Raw genomic sequence first — 18530 nt, 5'->3', positions numbered from 1 at the left:
AAGTGATATGGATTAACTTTGTTGATCCAGATCAGTACCGCTACTGCAAATGAAATCCCAAAGTGCAAAAATGCACTTTTGTATTTTTTGTTCCCAGAAATGCGCAAGCTGAAAAAGCTTGGCATTTCTAGTTTTAAGTGATATGGATTAACTTTGTTGATCCAGATCAGTACCGCTACTGCAAATGAAATCCCAAAGTGCAAAAATGCACTTTTGTATTTTTTGTTCCCAGAAATGCGCAAGCTGAAAAAGCTTGGCATTTCTGGGAACAAAAAATCCCAATATCTTCGATATTGGGATTCCGCTTGATGTGGTCCATACTGGATTCGAACCAGTGACTTCCACGTTGTCGACGTGACACTCTGAACCAGCTGAGTTAATGGACCTGGTATCTATAAAAAAAGTTCATACAGAGTATGAACTTTAGTGGGCGATGAGGGGTTCGAACCCCCGACCCCCTCGGTGTAAACGAGGTGCTCTGAACCAGCTGAGCTAATCGCCCTATTACGGGATGCAAATATAATGGAGTTTTTGATATTGCAAAAGCTTTTTTGAAAAAAAATTAAATTATTTCTGCTACCACAAAGGTACTTCCTCCAACATAGATTACATCTGAAATTGCAGCATGCTGTTTCGCAGCACTTAAAGCCTCAGAAACACTTTTGTAAGCCGTTCCAAAAAATCCATTCGCTTTGAAAACTTTTTCTAATTTTTTGGCTTCCAAACCGCGAGGAATATCGGGTTTACAGAAATAGTACGTTGCCTCTTTAGGTAATAGTGGTAAAATAGAAGTGACATCTTTATCGTTTACCACGCCAAATACCATATGTAGCGCTTCAAAATCTTCATTCAACAATTGCGCCATGGCATATGATAAACCTTCCTTATTATGTGCCGTATCGCAAATAATCTTCGGCTGCGTTTGTAACACTTGCCACCTACCTTGCAACCCCGTGTTTTTAACTACGTTCAAAAAGCCTGCTTTTAAAGCAGCATAAGGGATCTCATAGGCTTTTTGTCGCATCACTTCTATAGTGGCCACCACAGTTGCCTTATTCATCTCCTGATAATACCCTTTTAGATCACTTTTAAAAGATGGCCCGTTTTGTTGATCCGCAAAGATCAACATGGCATTGCGCTCTTGGGCAAGTTCTTTAAAAATTGATGCTGTCTCTATTTGGGTTTCTCCAATCACCACAGGTACATGTGGCTTTATAATGCCTCCTTTTTCAAAAGCAATGGCTTCTAAAGTATTTCCTAAAAATTGTGTATGGTCTAAACCAATATTTGTGATCACGGAGACTTCAGGAGTAATAACATTCGTAGAATCCAAGCGTCCACCTAAACCAACTTCAATAATGGCAATATCAACCCCTTCCTTAGAAAAATAATCAAACGCCATTCCTACCGTCATCTCAAAAAAAGACAAAGCGTGCGATTTAAAAAAGTCTTGATGAATTTCAATAAAGTCTACTACAAATTCTTCGGACACTTCCGCTCCATTGATTTTAATGCGTTCTCTAAAATCTTTGAGATGTGGAGAGGTATATAGGCCAACCTTATAACCAGCTTCCTGAAATATGGATGCGAGCATATGACTGGTGGATCCTTTCCCGTTGGTTCCCCCCACATGAATGCTTTTAAAATTACGTTCTGGGTGGTGTAGATGTTTCGTTAAAAGCAGTGTATTATCCAAGTTGGCCTTGTAAGCCGTTTTGCCCTGGTTTTGATACATTGGTAACTGTTGAAACATCCAGTTGACAGTATCTTGATAAGTCATGTTATTGAGTTACACTAAAATCAATCTTTACAAATCCTATTTGAGTTGGGGGCGCTTTGGCATCAGATGGCCATTTATAAGTCATTGCGGTTTTACGCGCGGCTTCGTAGAGACATAGGTCCCCTGTGGTACCCCTTTTCCCTGGAATGGCATTCACCACACGACCATCTCTGTTCACATGAATTTCTACAACCACACGCCCTTCTTCGTCACAATCAGGCACAACTTTACCGTTTGTAGGTCTGCCCCGACCGTTCAGTCCGTAGCCACTACCGCTGCCACCGCTTCCAGTTCCCGGTTGTCCAAAGTAACTTGGGGCATAAGGATCGCCATCTAATTGGCCTTTATCCCCAGGTTTCCCGTCATTACCTTGTCCTCCGGTAGTTTGTCCATCAGATTTTTTAACACCACCAATAAGCGCATCTAATTTTGCTCGTTTATCCGCTTCTTCTTGACGTTTCTTCGCTTCTGCAGCCTCCTTAACTTTTTGAGCTCGTTCTACGTCGGCTTTGGCTTTCGCTTCTGCCTGTGCTTTAGCATCTGCAGCTTCCTTTTGCTTTTTCATCGCAATCGCTTCTACATTATCTGCGGTCATGACATTTTCTGCAGGTTGTGCTGATTTTGTGGGTTCCGTTTTGGTCTCTTCCACCTTAGTTTCTTTAACCACCGGCTCACTGACCACTTCCTTTGGCTCAGATTTAACTGGTTTTAAAGGTTGTACATCGCCACTACCTACTTCTGAATTCCCAAAATTAACTGCCACACCATATTCTAAAGGTGGATCGAGATAGGGAGGCCCAACCACAAATAATAACAACAACAAAATGACCACGATAAGGGTGGTGATTTTTGCAGAATTGCGTTCATGTTTGGTCTCTAAATATTTCATTTGTGTTATTGGGAATTACAACTATTGCTTTTAAAAATTTACTTAATTAGGCTTGACGGCCAAAATCACTTTAAATTTATTTCTGTTGGCGATATCCATCACTTTAACCACATTTTCAATTGATACCGTTTTTTCTGCTCGCAAAACAATGGTAGGTTCATCTAAATTGGACAATGCTTCCTTCAATTCATACTCCAAAACGGATTCTCCTACAAGCCTTTGGTCAATATAATAATTAAGATCTTTGGTGATACTCACCGCTACAGATTTTTTATTTTCGGTTTTGCCATCTGCTTTTGGCAACAGAATGTCTATTGCATTAGTGGTTACCAAAGTTGATGCCAACATAAAAAATATTAACAACAAGAAGACAATATCCGTCATTGACGACATATTGAATTCTGGTGTTACTTTATTTCTTCCTCTTATATTCATAGATACGCATTACTCAAGATTGTTCTTATTTCTTTCTTTAGATACATGTTTGTGTATTTGGATACTTAATTCATCTGATTGAAGATCTACAACGCTCCAATATCAGCTTCCTGAATTAGATTGGCTCATTCAAATGGTCTAAAAACTCTAAGGAATGGGCTTCCATTTGATACACAACTTTATCCGTTTTAACCACTAAATGGTTATAAGCCATATAAGCGACAATACCGACAATCAATCCTCCAACCGTTGTGGTCATGGCGGTGTAAAGTCCGTCTGCCAATAATTTAATATCAATTTGGCCTCCTGCGTTCGCGATTTCAAAAATGGACAAGATCATCCCAATAACGGTTCCTAAAAATCCAATCATAGGAGCTACTCCCGAAATGGTTGCCAAAACGCTGACATTTCTTTCCAATTCATAAACTTCCAATCGACCTGCATTTTCAATTGCCGTATTAATATCTTCTAAAGGTTTTCCAATTCGGCTGATACCTTTATTGATTAAGCGCGACACTGGTGTATTGACATGTGCACATAAAATTTGAGCAGAATCTGTTTTACCATTACTAACGTGATCCTTTATCTGATTCATAAAGTTAGCATCAATCTTAGAGGCTGCTTTTATAGCGAATAATCGTTCAAAATAAATATAAATTGCGAAAACCAATAGGACAAATAAAATGGCGATAATTACCATCCCTGCGGTACCGCCGCTACCAATCAATTCAATAATTGATAAGGTTTTTTCTACTGATTCACCATCTGGAACAATTTGTGCCCCTTCTTGAATTTCATTCTGTAACATCATATAGGTAATGATTAAAATTTTTGTAATTAGTGTTTAAACGTCTAAAATTTAACTTAAGTATAATTTAAAATTGGGTTCTGTAAACATAATGGTAATTTACTTGGTTGGAAAGCCGATTCATGGGAATCTTTAGATGATTTATACAGCTCTACAACTGGCTTTTACCTGGTTTCTGCATCTCCTAAACCTGTATAAATTGACTATACCAATTGGTTTAATGCAATTTCGAATGCCGTTTCACTGACACCCGTCTTGCTTTGATTTTTACTATACACCCGTTTTATGGCCTGTTTAATTCGGTTGGAAGTATCACTAAAAATAGCATCATCCGTCATCTGAACTTTTTGTTCCATAAAATAGGCAAACACTCGTGCCATCCCACAATTGGATATAAAATCAGGAATTAGGCTTACTCTATTATCCGTATATTCCATTATCGGACCAAAAAATATTTCTTTATCTGCAAATGGTACATTCGCGCCACAAGAAATTACTTCTAGTCCGGTATCTACCATCTGATCGATCTGCTCACGCGTGATCAAACGAGACGCAGCACAAGGCAAGAACATCTCGGCTTCCAACGCCCAAATTTTTGAATTGATCTCTTCAAATGGGATGAGCGCATCACTAACTAGCGTATTACCTGTTTTATTGAGATACAGCGATTTAATTTCTTCAAATGTAAAGCCGTCTTCATTAATCAAGCCACCAACAACATCAATAATTCCCACAACTTTCGCACCCATCTGAGCAAGATAGAACGCCGCAGCAGCGCCCACATTTCCGAAACCTTGCACAATGGCACGTTTGCCTTCTACACTATCTCCGTGACAGTCATAAAAATGTCTAACCGCTTCCGCCACGCCAAACCCGGTAATCATGTCGGCTACAGTATATTTTCTACTGACATCTGGAGAATATTTTGGATTTTCGATAACCTTAATTACACCATGGCGCAGTTGCCCGATGCGGTTAATTTTATCGGCTTGGGTAGGTTTAAAATGGCCTTCAAAAACGCCTTCCTGCGGATGCCAAACGCCAGTTTCTTCGGTCATCGGGATGACCTCGTGCAATTCATCTACATTTAAGTCGCCACCAGTGCCATAATAACTTTTTAATAACGGTGAAACCGCTTTATACCAACGCTCTAATACGCCTTTCTTCCGTGGGTCTTGCGGGTCAAAGTTAATTCCTGATTTTGCACCGCCGATGGCTGGACCTGAAACGGTGAATTTCACTTCCATGGTTTTAGCCAAGGACAATACTTCATTCAGGTTAAGCCCTTTGCGCATACGTGTGCCACCACCTGCAGCTCCTCCTCTTAAAGAGTTGATAACTGTCCAACCTTCTGCTTCAGTTTCTGGATCTTTCCAATTAAATACAATTTCTGGTTCCTTATCTTCGTACTTCTGCAGTAACTCTTTCATTTGGTGTTGTTCGTTCAATAGGATTATGATATACAAGTGGCAAAAACTCTAGCCTAGGAGACTATAAATTGCGTTAGCAAATATAAAAAACAAAGGTTCGGTTTAAATTAAATTTATAATAATATTATGGATAATATATTTTGCCAGAAGAATGGTCTTTTTGCGCTCCCGTGACACTGCTGAGGCAATTAACGTCATTGCGAAGTTTTAGAACTCCCAAGAAAGCGAAAATCAAGGCTTCTTTGTTTTCAACAAGGGCTTTATTAGGAATAACGATAGCGTTTGTTGTGCGGTGGGTTAGCCGCTCCATGAAGAAAGTATTAAACGCGCCACCTCCTGTAGTCAATACAGCAGCGTTTTTCTGATGGTTAATTTCCTTGGAAATTTGGATGGCAACATGCTCAACAACCGTTCTCAAAATATTTTTTATAGTCAGCTGGAAACTGTCTATCAACGGAAAAATTTCAGTTTTTACCCATTCCAATCCTAAGGATTTTGGATACGGACTTTTATAAAAATCTAAAGCATTCAGCGCCTCCAATAGAGGCTGATGCACGTTCCCAGATGCAGCAATTTTTCCGCCATCATCATAATCTAAGCCCAAGGTGTTTACATAATGGTTGAGCACAATATTTACTGGACAAATATCATAGGCGATTCTTACCCCATTTATAGTGGTTGATATGTTGGCAAAGCCGCCAAGATTCAAACAAAACTCATATGTCGCAAACAATAATTGATCTCCAATAGGCACCAAAGGTGCACCTTGTCCTCCTAAGGCCACGTCATCTACTCTAAAATCGCACACTACCCGCTCTTGTAATAGATTGGCCAGTTTTGGAAGATTGCCAATTTGATAGGTTAATCCTTTTTCGGGTTGGTGTAAGGCGGTATGCCCGTGAGAACATACAGCATCTAATTTATCAATAGAATATTCAGTGCGGAATTTTTGAATCACTTCACCTAAAAACTTTGTGTAACGCTCATCTAAAGTTTTTAATTCTTCCAGATTCAATGTGACCAAATTCTTCAATTTTGAAAGCCATTCTTTAGGATAAGGATAGGTTGCTGCAGCTTTAATTTCGAATTTCCATGTGTCTGTTTTTTCAAATGTACAATATGCCACATCGATGCCATCCAAGGATGTGCCTGACATTATTCCTAAAACGTTGTAGTAATTTTGATCCATAACGTAAAAATAATCAATCAAATTGATAAAATGCTCGTAAAATCTTATCTTTGCAACCACTTTAAAATAAACCAATACGCACAATACTTATGGATTTTAAGCTTTCTGAAGAACATAAATTAGTACGCGACGCTGCTCGCGATTTTGCGAACACGGAACTCCTTCCGGGTGTCATCGAACGCGACAATAAGCAGACGTTTCCGGACGAACTTGTCAAAAAAATGGGACAGTTAGGTTTTATGGGAATTATGGTCGATCCTAAGTATGGAGGAAGTGGTATGGATGCCATTTCTTATGTGTTAATTATGGAAGAACTATCTAAGATAGATGCTTCTGCTTCCGTTATTGTATCGGTAAATAACTCCTTGGTGTGTTACGGTTTAGAAACCTTTGCTAATGAAGAACAGAAGCAAAAATATCTTACCAAACTTGCTACTGGAGAGTTTATCGGAGCCTTTTGTTTAAGTGAACCGGAAGCTGGTAGTGACGCGACGTCGCAACGAACCACCGCAGAAGATAAAGGAGATCATTATATTATAAACGGCACCAAAAACTGGATCACTAGTGGTGGCCGCGCTGATGTGTATTTAGTCATTGCTCAAACGGATAAACATAAAGGGTCTCATGGAATCAATGCATTTATCCTTGAAAAAGGAATGCCAGGTTTTGATATTGGACCCAAAGAAGACAAATTGGGCATTAGAGGAAGCGATACCCATACCTTACAATTTAACGATGTAAAAGTACCAAAGGAAAATAGAATTGGTGAAGATGGCGCAGGATTTAGATTTGCCATGAAAACACTTTCTGGGGGACGGATTGGGATTGCGGCTCAGGCCTTGGGTATTGCTGCAGGAGCTTATGAATTGGCTCTAAAATATTCAAAAGTACGCAAAGCATTTGGCACTGAAATTTGCAACCATCAAGCAATTGCCTTTAAATTGGCAGACATGTATGTGGATATAGAAGCGGCACGTCATTTAGTGATGAAGGCAGCTTGGGATAAAGATCAGGGCAACAGCTATGATGTCTCTAGTGCGGTGGCAAAACTATATGCCTCTAAAGTAGCGATGGAACATACTGTGGAAGCAGTTCAGATTCACGGAGGAAATGGTTTTGTTAAAGAATATCATGTGGAGCGTTTGATGCGTGATGCGAAGATTACTCAGATTTACGAAGGGACTTCTGAGATTCAGAAAATTGTCATATCGAGAAATTTGATTAAGGAATAAATTTAATGCAATTTTAGTAAACATAGAGGCTGTCCAAAAGACAGCCTCTATGTTTTTTAAACACTACTGCGAATTTTGGTCAGTCATAAGACGCCATTTTCGAAATTTTTTAAAATAGCGCTATACATCAGTTAGGGAACGCAATGTTTCCCTCGAACACTTCTAAGTACAAAGATTTTATTGGAGACCTTATGTTAAAATAAAAAGTCGTAAATTATATAACTATAACAGTTATAGGGGAATTCACAAGATAAACTATTTTGAAATGTTTAAAACTTATCTTCCTTCCAGCAGTCTTCAACCCTATATTGCATTTTATTATACTATAAAATGCAAAAGCTCCGATTATGAGCATAGCATCAGTGAGTTTTGTATTCCTAGCGGGTATTCACATATGGGGTTTCACTTACACGGTTCTTTTTATGTACTACAGAGAAATAAAAAACAACAACTACCTAAATTCTACGCTGTAGGCCAACAAACCGAGCGTTATTATATTAATTCGAACTCAACAATGGTTGAACTTTATGGCGTTACATTTCAACCCTCAGGATTATGGCATCTTTTCAAACCTAATATGCCAGCACTTTCAAATCACGCTGTAGCAATCTCCTCCATTTTTGAAATAATCCCTCAAGAATTCACGAACAATTTTGATGCAGAACAATCACTAAAATCAAGAATACAACTTCTTGAAGGTCTTTTTATGGATCAGCTTTCATCGCTTCAACCACAGCCAAATGTTATAGACTCCGCCATCCATCTCATAAAAGAAAATTATGGATGCTGTTCCATTAAAGCACTTACGGAAAAACTTGGCATAAGCGAGCGCTATTTAGAAAAGAATTTTAAGCGCATGGTAGGTATCACAGCTTCAACTTATAAGCGCCTCGTTAGGTTCAATTTTATGTTGAGCGAAATAAAAGCAGAGACTTCTACAGATTATCAATTATTGAGCGTCTTATTCAACTATTACGATTTTCCACATTTCTCCAAAGATTTTAAAAAATATTGCGGGGTGAGTCCATCAAAATTCCAAGTGGAACGATTTAATTTTCTTCAAGAAGTTTTGGCTTCAAAAGCATTGCTGACTAATCATCGACAAAAAACGCTATAATACACACTATATACTTGAAAATCAGTTCATAAATGGCGGAATTATACAAGCAACTATTAATATTCTCTTATATCTTTAAAGAGCATACCAATAAGAATCATCTAATATTAATATTTCTTTAAAACTAAAAATCATGAAAAAAATTGTTCCCATTTTAGTTTTCCTTGCATCTCTACAGTTATTTGCCCAAGAAATTGCACCACCCAAAAATTTAGAACTAGAAAAAGTAATGGATACCTATCATGGTATTCAGGTTGAAGATGATTACCGGTATATGGAAGATATGCAGGATCCAAAAGTTCTCAAATGGATGAAAGAAAGCGCCAATTATGCTAAATCTGTTCTTGATAAAATCCCCGGAAAAGAAGATATGATGCAAAAAATGCTTGAAATGGACAGCAGGCGAAGCTCCATTGTTTCAAGTTTATTGATCTCGAAAAATAATGATTACTACTATTTAAAACGTCGTCCTGAAGATGAAACCGGAAAGCTTTATTATAGAAAGGGCTATGAAGGTGCAGAATCACTAATTTTTGATCCCGAAAATTATAAAGCCTCTGGAAAAGAGAATTATACTATCGATGGAATACAGCCTAATATTAGTGGTGAAATGGTTGCAGTAATGCTTGCGCCAAATGGTTCAGAAACCGCGGAAGTTATATTTATAGATAAGGACGGAACACAGCATTTGGAAACTGTGGAACTGGCTTCCTTCGTTAGTTGGGATAAAGGTGATGAGGCAATTTTTTATCCGAGATTAAATTCCGCCGATGTTACAGATATGACCCGGAAAATGAGTATGCAAACCTATCGACATATTCTGGGAGATGATCCAAAAAATGATGTTCCGGTATTCTCAAATACTACAAATCCAGAATTAAACATTAGTCCTATGGAAATGCCTGTCATGATATATGATGATATTACTGATGGGTATTATGCCGCTGCGCTTAGTGTGGACAAAGCGGTTAAATTATATATGGCATTGTCTAATAAAATTCCAGGGAAATGGAAGCAAGTCGCTACAAAAGAAGATATGGTAGGAATCCCAAGTTTCACCAATCACGGATTTTATTATTTGACTTTTAAGGATGCTCCTAACTATAAAGTGATAAAATCTTCTCTGGAAGATCCCTCACCAAGTTCAGGAAAAGTAGTTGTTAAGGAACCAAAAAATGGAAATATAACTGGTATCTATGCCAATAATTTAGGATTGTTTTATGCCATCAAGGAGAATGGCGTACACAGTCGCTTATTTTTTCTTCCCGAAGACTCAGATGAATCCAGAGAAATTACATTGCCATTTGTGGCAGGGAGTATTGGGCTTTCGGGCACAGAAGGATCAGCAGATGATGTTTGGGTAAACCTTGCTGGATGGACCCAACCTTCAAAACGCTATCACTATAATGCCAAAGAAGATGAATTTACTTTACAAAATTTAAGTTCTCCTGCTGAATATCCCGAACTAAATGATCTTGTGGTTAAAGAAATTATGATAAAATCACATGATGGCATAGAGGTTCCAGTTTCAATAATCCATAATAAAGATTTAAAGATGGATGGCAATAATCCCGCTGTGATCTATGGTTATGGTTCTTATGGGTTTTCTATGAATCCATTTTTTAGTCCTATAACCCTTGCTTATACTACTTATGGAGGAATTTTAGTAGTGCCTCATGTTAGAGGTGGTGGGGAATTAGGCGATGTTTGGCATAGGGCAGGGCAAAAGCAGAATAAGCCAAATACATGGAAAGATGCTATTGCCACCGCAGAGTATCTAATCAATGAGGGTTACACAAGTTCTGATAAACTCTCGATTTGGGGCGGAAGTGCTGGTGGAATATTTGTGGGTAGATCTATTACTGAAAGACCAGATCTTTTTGTTGCAGCAGCACCAGAAGTAGGAGCAATGAATACTGTAAGAATGGAAGAATCTCCAAATGGTCCAGTAAATACACCTGAATTTGGTACAGTCAAAGACGAAGCTGAATTCAAAGGCTTATTGGCCATGGATTCATTTCATGCCTTAAAAAAAGGAGTGGACTATCCAGCCATGCTTATTACAGCCGGAATGAATGATCCCCGGGTTATTGCCTGGGAGCCGGCTAAATTCGCTGCCAAAGCTCAAAACTATACATCCTCAGATGCTCCTATTTTATTTTTAACCGATTTTGAAAGTGGTCACGGGATAGGAGATAATAAAACCAAGGCATTTGAAAGTTTTGCGAATGTGTTTTCATTTTTTTACTGGCAATCTGGTCATCCAAAATTTCAGCCAAAATAAAAGTTCAAAAAATTGTATAGTACTAATATCTAATTTTATTCTCATTCCCCTAATTATGTCCTATAAAAACGTCAGGAAATACTTTTTTTTTAAAAGGAACTGGGTAAGGAATTTGAATTAGGACACATGTGGTTTCTGACAATTAAAAAAGTTTGGCCCTTGTTGGTGTTTTCCACCAACAGTTTTAAATGGGTATTATTTCTGTACAGTGGATTGAGCAATAGAAGCCGATCTGATTAAAACGAATATGTAAGCTGGTTTAAAAGCTTACAAATTTGTATGCCATCAATAAACTAAATAAATAGTGGATTTTATGAAAATAAATCATTTTTCAGTTCGAGGTTCTCTTCTTCTTTTCTTTTTCTTACAGGCAAGTCCATTGTTTAGTCAAGAAAAAGAAGCCATACTCCCGACTTCAATACCTGAATTGCAAAGTGCCATAGAAGTCGTTTTGGAAGAAACAAAAACACCTGCTGTAGGACTTACATTGGTAAACCAAGACGGTGTGGTTTGGACGAAAACATTGGGCAAAGCAGATGTTGAAAATGACATAGATGCAGATGAAAAGACGATGTTCCGTATCGGTTCAGTTTCTAAAATGTTTGTTTCACTTGCTCTACTTAAGCTACAGGAAGAAGGCTTGCTAAGCCTAAAAGACAAAGTAAGAGACCTCGTGCCCGAAGTTGAGTTTGAAAATCCATGGCAAGAGACTTCACCAATTCTGGTAGAACACTTACTAGAGCACACTACTGGTTGGGATGACTACCATGATGTTGAAATAGCTACCGACGGCTTAAATCTAAGTCTCAAAGAAGCCATTGATTTTCATCCCCATTCTCGCATTTCACGTTGGGTACCGGGCACACGATTTGCCTATTCCAATTCAGGTCCAGGCGTTGCTGCATACATTGTAGAGAAAATTACTGGTAAAACTTTTGAAGATTATATTCAAGAGACTTTTTTTGATCCGATGGGTATGGAGAGTATGACTTATTTTACTGATTCGGAAGCATACAAACAACATGGTGCAAAACTTTATATAGATGGAAAACAGGCAACTATCTGGAATGTATTAATGAGACCTGTGGGTTCTATCAATGCCACACCCACAGACGTGGCCAATATGGTGTCGTTCTTTATAAATAGAGGGAAAATTGACAGTGTGCAACTTATTAGCGAAGCCTCACTACAACGCATGGAAACACCCACTACAACTATTGGCGCCAAAGCTGGATTAGAAGTTGGCTACGAATTATCTAACTCCTCTTCACCCTACAAAAACGCGGTTTACCGAAAGCATGCGGGTAGCGTTAAGAGCGCACTGGCCGATTTATCTTACTTACCGGAATATAACCTTGGATATGCCGTCATGACCAATTCAAGTGATAGGCAAGCAATGCAACGTATCATAAACCTCATACGAGCTTTCCAATTGAAAGACATTATAGACGTACATTCGAAAGGCACAAACCTAACAACAAAGAATGAAGCAGATGTAAGTGGATATTATCTAGATATAAATCCGAGATACCAACAATTTAATTTTTTAAACCGTCTTTTTAGAGTACAGAAAATATCATATAAAAAGGATACGCTGTTTATCAATAGTGCTTTGGGCGGAGAGGACCTAAGAGGCTATATTCAGCTGAATGAAAATCAATTTGTATCGCCAGAAACAGGTAAAATATCCATGGTGAGGGCGCATGACCCACTTGCGGGGGAAGTTTATCAAGAGGGTGTCCAAGTTTTAAAACCTGTTTCAGCAATCGTGGTTTTTGGTCAACTTTTTATATTGATTTTATGGGTTTTGGGAATGATAACGGCCATTCTTTTTGGGGTAATTTGGGCAATTCGTTTCTGGACGGGGAAGTTGGCTGGTGGTCAAAATATTTGGATTCGATTATGGCCACTTATGTCAAGTGTGTTTGTGGTAGTGGCCCTTATTACAATCTCCTTAGAATATTCAGATTTTTCTGAGGTTTTTGGTAATGTAACCTTACCCTCAATTACGCTTTTTGTATGCTTGGTGGCTTTTGTCCTGATATCATTATGGTCGGTGTATTATCTGTTTAGGGTGCGCAAATCGAAAATTAAAAAACTAACGTATTGGTATTCTGCAGCTTTAATATGTTTACACTTTTTGGCTGCTTGTTATTTTTTATGGTGGGGAGCTATAGTACCAACATGGAATTAAAAGTAACACACTAAAAATATTCAGTAATCAATAAAAGTAAAAATCTATAAATAAGCCATTGTTGCTGTTTTCCACCAACAATATCGGATGGGTAATATTTCTTTACACTGAATGGACCGCGTTTATTAAACTTTTTGAATTTATGGATGAAACAACAGGTAATGATTAACTCTGATAAATATGAGCATGCAAGTTGGTTTAAAGCTTTATGCTTAGAATTTTGCAAGCCATAAGATGTCAGTAACAAAAACCAACATCGGTCAAAATATTAAATGAAATAACAACACAAGGGTAAAATTAGCACAAACCCCCAACAGCAACTTAGTTCAAGTCGTACAAAAATAATGCACTTCATTCCAAACCCTGTAAATTAAAGATCATGAGAAATTTAATCGCTTTATTAATCAGTGTGATTGTTTCAATGCACTATGCAACAGCACAGGACATAGGAAAAATAACGAAATCAGAATGTTTCTTAGAGGATTGCTCTCTATCGGATAACGGAGCCAAGATTGAATTCGGATATCTCACGGTTCCGGAAAATTATTCGAATCCGACCAATAAAACCTACCAAATTGCCTTTGTCATTATTAAAGCAAGAAATGGAAATAGTAAGCCAGACCCAATACTCTATTTAATGGGAGGATGGGGAGCCGAATCCATTAGCAGATTAGGAACTTGGACGCATCATAAATTGACCGCAGATAGAGATATGATTCTTTATGATTATAGAGGCTTGGGATATTCTGAACCAGATTTAAGTAACCTAAAGCCAGCTTACGACGAGGAAAATCCACCGGAAAATCCAGAGGGAATGAGTAAATACACGACCCGTAGAACTAATAAAATTCTTGATGCGCTGGAAGAAAATAATATCGATATCAATATGTTTGGCACAGATACCAATGCCAAAGACGGACTCTTACTGGCGGAAAATTTGGGATATGAAAGTTACAATTTATTCGGGATTTCAAATGGCACTTTGACAATACAAAATTTTATCCGCTTTGCTGAAGACTCTAGTATTAACATACGCTCTGCGATTTTAGATTCCAATGTTCCCATGGGTTATCCGGTTAACGCAGAATTATCAACAAATTTCAGCAACAGTCTTAATTCTATTCTTTCTGATTGTGCCAATGATCCCGATTGTAGTGCCAAGTATCCCAAATTGAAAGCGCGCTACAAAGCATTTCTCCAAAGCTTGGAAGAACATCCTTTAGAGATAAAAACCGAAAAAGAGGATAGTATTAAATTTGGCAGAGACAATGCGAATGCCATATTATTTTTTATGCTTTATAGAAGGTCTCTATTTCCCTATATTCCATTGGTAATTGAGAGCATGATTAATAAAGAAAAAGGAGCCATTTCAAAATATTATGCTTTTCCAAAGAACAACAGCTCATCATTAACAGGAGAATTTGTATTTCCTATTATTTACACTTATGACGCAAAAATGATGCGTGATCAAACCAAATCACTTTTGAAAGCAACTCAGGATGAAGATGAGGAATTTATTCTCGATGAAAATTTACGGGATTTTTATTATACAGATAATCGAATCATTCCAGACAGTTTATCAATTTTGCCAATTAAAACCGATGTTCCCACTTTAATTTTTGCAGGAAGCTATGACCCCATAACGCCTCCGTCTTGGAGCGAAAGCATAAGACCTAGTTTTAAAAACCACTATTATTTTAACATCCCAAAGGTGGGCCACGGTGTAACTAGCGAAGCCTGCGGTACTGAAATAGCATTGGCCTTTTTAAAAAACCCTAATGAAAAACCCGTAAATAATTGCATAAATGCACTGGGTGAAAACGATATTATTTTTGTGTCGGATTATTATAAAAACTTGAAAATTGAAACCCTAGTTACCGATTTGTTTACGTTAAATTGGTTCTTGATTATTGGATTAGCACTTGTCGTTTTAATAAGCCTCTATAGCTTTATTTATGGAGTGATAAGCCTAGCACGAAGAAGAAGCTCAGACATAAGCAATTGGGTTACCGTGAATTCATTTCTAATTTTAACAATGCTTATTGTTTTCTCTCTAATTATAGCACAAACAGTAGAAGAAAATCCTGTTTTGATAATTTTAGGTTTGATCAAGACTGCCAATTACATCTTATGGCTAGTACCGATAATAATATTAATAAGCGTTATCCTGTTTGTAAAACTTATAAAAAAAGAGAGTTTTTTAGTCATTCACAAAATGGCAATGGCAGCATTTATTATTTTTTGTGTCATTGCTTTTAATTACGCTTTAATTCCCAACTTTTTATAGGGTGTCTAATAATCAGGCAACATTGGATTTACCCGATAATTATTATATTAAAAAGAATATAAGAAACCCTATAAATTGATATAAATATTACAGTTGTTATATTTCAATTCAAGAGTCTTAATATTATGCAGGTGCTATTATTTGCTATTTTGTAATAGAATTAAGAACTAAACGAATATCATTGTAACTATATTTATCATCCAACTGCCGTTTTAAATCGGTAAGATTTTCAAACTTATGCTTTGGTATGAGTTGTGTAAGTTCATTAAAATGGGCTTCTGAAATTAAATCAGTCACTTTAACTTCTCCCGAAGAAACAAATTTTGATAAATGACCAAAAATGGTACCTGTAGTTAATTCACGTTCTTGTGCAATTTCGAAGATGGTTTTTCCAGCTTGGAATAATTCCAAAGTCGTTAAATGTGAGTCACCTTTCTTTATTTTATTTTTCGGTTTTGGATCCTCTTCAAATTCAATAGTGTCTTCGGTTTCAATATTATTTTCATCACAATAGGCACGGATCACTTCTAAAATTTGACTGCCATATTTATCTACGCGCACTTTTCCAAATCCGTTGATTTCTAAAAGTTGCTTTTTATTGATAGGGAGCACTTCACAAATTTCATAAAGTGCCTTTTGCGTAAAGATCTGATAGTGAACCAAGTCATTTTCAGCAGCAATTTCATTTCGCAATTCACGCAATAATTCAAACAACTCAATATTTACGGTGCCATCTACTATAGTAGACTTGGCTTTTTTGGGCGCATTTTTCTTTAAGAACACAGATTTTGCCCGTAATTCAAGAAACTCTTGGGTGGAGAAACCATTTTCAAATCCGTTAAAGTATGAGCGCTTGATCGTCAAGAGCTCGTCAAGCGTCTCCAATTGTTTTTCAATCTCCTTTTCTATGGCCTTATTATCTGTTGTAAAGCTTAACGCGTTGATAGGAGCTACAACCTTCTGTTCTATTTCCGTTCTAAAATAGATTAAAGCTTTTGCGAAACGTTCCTGAATGGTTTCATTATGCTCGGGCAACACATCGTTATCAGAGATTTGCCGTAGCTGAGTATTAAAACCATTACTTACTTTTAACAACATAGGGATCACATCTTTTACTGCTGTTAAAGGCTCTTCTATACGACCAGTAATGCTGCCTCTATTTTTATAAAAAACATCCAACAACCGATTAATTGGAAACAAAAATTTATAAAAGTCGAATATCTCATGAATCCCTTCCAATTGAAAAGTTGCTCTGGCAGAATGCAAAATGGTTTCATTCGGTTGTTGCGCTTCAGCGGTTTTATTGAATGACGTAACGTGCGCATCGTTAATAATTTGATTGGAATCAATTTTACTCTTCAGCACCAACCCTTCTAAGGATTTACACCTACTTAGGGCAACATAGGTTTGTCCGTGTGCAAACGCACCTTGGGCATCAATTATGGCTTTTTCAAAGGTCAAACCTTGACTTTTATGAATGGTGATAGCCCAAGCCAATCGCAAGGGCATTTGGGTAAAGGAACCTATTTTATCTTCAGTGATGGCTTTTGTTTCTGGGTGTACAGTATAAGTTATATTCTCCCAAACTTCAGGAGTAGTAACAATATTAAAATCGTCGTCAGGGCAACCTACAACGACTTCATCCTTATCGAGTAAAATGACCTTGCCTATTTTTCCATTAAAATATCGTTTTTCAGGTGAACTATCATTTTTGATAAACATCACTTGGGCGCCAACCTTCAACCTCACTTCTTCACTGTTGGGATAAGAGAATTCAGGAAATTTGCCTTCAATTTTTGCGCGATACCTTTTCTCTTTAGATGATATTGCTTCCAACTCTGCACTATTAGCACGTTCTGCGCGATTATTATGAGTAGTCAGTTCTATATAGCCTTCCTTAGGGTCAGGGCTAAAATCTTTGATGTAACGCTTATTCAACTCTTCGGCAGCTGCAACAGACAAAGTATTATTCCTAATTTCATTTAGAATCTCAATGAATTTAGGATTTTCCTGTCGGTAGATATGTCTGAGTTCGATAGTGATTGTGTTGGCTTCCTGATACGCTCTACTACTAAAGAAGAATCCAGTTTGGTAATACGGCTTTAATAATTGCCATTCATTTTCTCTAATCACGGGTGATAATTGCTGTAAATCCCCAATCATTAAGACTTGAACACCTCCAAATACTTTATCGCGTGTTCTATAACGTCGTAATGTTTTATCGATGGCATCTAGGACGTCGGCACGTACCATACTGATCTCATCAATAATGAGCAAGTCCATTGATTTGATGATATCAATTTTAGTTCTACTGAATTTTTTATTGAACCCACCAGAATTCCCGAGTTCCGCATCCGGAAGAATAGGACCGAATGGCAGTTGAAAGAAGGAGTGAATGGTAACGCCTTTGGCGTTAATAGCTGCCACTCCAGTTGGAGCCACAACAACCAAACGTTTTAAAGAATCCTTTTTTAAATTGTGAAGAAAGGTTGTTTTACCCGTGCCCGCTTTTCCGGTTAAAAAAATACTGCGGTTGGTATTATTAACAAAATCCTTGGCTAATTCTAATTCTTTATTGGTGTCCATGTCACGTTTTCTAAGCGGATTTGAATTTACGGAAAATCGATAAGATTGTAGCAGAGAGAATACTTAAAAATACCACCGCATCATTTGTAATGTGTGCAATAGGAAAAGTGGTGTTTCCAGAAGTATATCGAGAGTTGTATAAACAAAAAAATCCTCAACAAATAAATGTTGAGGATTCTCTAAAAAAGGCGATGTCCTACTCTCCCACGAGGTGCAGTACCATCGGCGCAAACGGGCTTAACTTCTCTGTTCGGAATGGTAAGAGGTGAGCCCCGTCGCTATAACCACCTTAAGCTTTA

General features: G+C 37.6%; 13 protein-coding genes, 2 tRNA genes and 1 rRNA gene. 5 read left to right on the top strand and 11 right to left on the bottom strand.

All coding sequences use genetic code 11. The annotated features are described in order from the left end of the window. The 9 genes from ES711_RS16415 to ES711_RS16040 all read right to left on the bottom strand — a co-directional run. Positions 1-260, bottom strand: a 260-nt coding sequence (locus ES711_RS16415; protein WP_211363141.1) for a hypothetical protein, incomplete at its 3' end; no start/stop codon positions are given. 51 nt (positions 261-311) lie between these two features. Then, a tRNA-Val gene (locus tag ES711_RS16075) sits at positions 312-386 on the bottom strand. A gap of 41 nt (positions 387-427) precedes the next feature. Next, positions 428-502 (bottom strand) — tRNA-Val (locus ES711_RS16070). A gap of 60 nt (positions 503-562) precedes the next feature. Continuing rightward, a complete protein-coding gene (locus ES711_RS16065; RefSeq protein ID WP_146894329.1) occupies positions 563-1780 on the bottom strand; it encodes a bifunctional folylpolyglutamate synthase/dihydrofolate synthase in 1218 nt (405 codons plus the stop codon). Between the two features lies 1 nt (position 1781). Beyond that, entirely contained in the window at positions 1782-2669 is an 888-nt protein-coding gene (locus tag ES711_RS16060) for an energy transducer TonB (RefSeq protein WP_146894328.1), read from the bottom strand. A gap of 42 nt (positions 2670-2711) precedes the next feature. Continuing rightward, positions 2712-3104 carry an ExbD/TolR family protein gene (locus ES711_RS16055; protein ID WP_146894327.1) on the bottom strand — a complete coding sequence of 131 codons (393 nt, stop codon included), beginning with the start codon at positions 3102-3104 and terminating at the stop codon, positions 2712-2714. Positions 3105-3219: 115 nt separating this feature from the next. Further along, positions 3220-3915, bottom strand: a complete 696-nt coding sequence (locus tag ES711_RS16050; RefSeq protein WP_211363139.1) for a MotA/TolQ/ExbB proton channel family protein — start codon at positions 3913-3915, stop codon at positions 3220-3222. A 200-nt stretch (positions 3916-4115) separates the two neighbouring features. Next, a complete protein-coding gene (locus ES711_RS16045) occupies positions 4116-5342 on the bottom strand; it encodes a Glu/Leu/Phe/Val dehydrogenase dimerization domain-containing protein (protein WP_146894326.1) in 1227 nt (408 codons plus the stop codon). Positions 5343-5466: 124 nt separating this feature from the next. Continuing rightward, positions 5467-6531, bottom strand: a complete 1065-nt coding sequence (locus ES711_RS16040) for an anhydro-N-acetylmuramic acid kinase (protein WP_146894325.1) — start codon at positions 6529-6531, stop codon at positions 5467-5469. An 89-nt stretch (positions 6532-6620) separates the two neighbouring features. Between ES711_RS16040 and ES711_RS16035 the strand changes: the two genes are divergently transcribed. The 5 genes from ES711_RS16035 to ES711_RS16015 all read left to right on the top strand — a co-directional run bounded on the left by ES711_RS16035 (position 6621) and on the right by ES711_RS16015 (position 15645). Next, positions 6621-7763: an acyl-CoA dehydrogenase family protein gene (locus ES711_RS16035; RefSeq protein ID WP_146894324.1), complete on the top strand. Its 1143-nt coding sequence runs from the start codon at positions 6621-6623 to the stop codon at positions 7761-7763. 265 nt (positions 7764-8028) lie between these two features. Further along, positions 8029-8880 (top strand): helix-turn-helix domain-containing protein, encoded by an 852-nt coding sequence (locus ES711_RS16030; protein ID WP_146894323.1) that lies wholly within the window; start codon positions 8029-8031, stop codon positions 8878-8880. A gap of 133 nt (positions 8881-9013) precedes the next feature. After that, the gene (locus ES711_RS16025; protein ID WP_146894322.1) at positions 9014-11164 is read left to right on the top strand and encodes a prolyl oligopeptidase family serine peptidase; all 2151 of its coding nucleotides are present in this window, start codon (positions 9014-9016) and stop codon (positions 11162-11164) included. A gap of 313 nt (positions 11165-11477) precedes the next feature. Further along, positions 11478-13358: a serine hydrolase domain-containing protein gene (locus tag ES711_RS16020; RefSeq protein ID WP_146894321.1), complete on the top strand. Its 1881-nt coding sequence runs from the start codon at positions 11478-11480 to the stop codon at positions 13356-13358. 379 nt (positions 13359-13737) lie between these two features. After that, entirely contained in the window at positions 13738-15645 is a 1908-nt protein-coding gene (locus ES711_RS16015) for an alpha/beta hydrolase (protein WP_146894320.1), read from the top strand. A 144-nt stretch (positions 15646-15789) separates the two neighbouring features. Here ES711_RS16015 and ES711_RS16010 read toward each other — a convergent pair whose 3' ends face one another. Continuing rightward, positions 15790-18231, bottom strand: a complete 2442-nt coding sequence (locus tag ES711_RS16010) for a helix-turn-helix domain-containing protein (protein ID WP_146894319.1) — start codon at positions 18229-18231, stop codon at positions 15790-15792. A gap of 183 nt (positions 18232-18414) precedes the next feature. Further along, positions 18415-18523, bottom strand: a 5S ribosomal RNA gene (gene rrf / locus ES711_RS16005). Positions 18524-18530: the final 7 nt, after the last annotated feature.

The sequence above is a fragment of the Gelidibacter salicanalis genome (genome assembly GCF_007997285.1).
GTDB lineage: Bacteria > Bacteroidota > Bacteroidia > Flavobacteriales > Flavobacteriaceae > Gelidibacter > Gelidibacter salicanalis.
The sequence above is the reverse complement of the archived record's forward strand: the minus strand, read 5'-3'. Positions and strand labels throughout refer to the sequence as shown.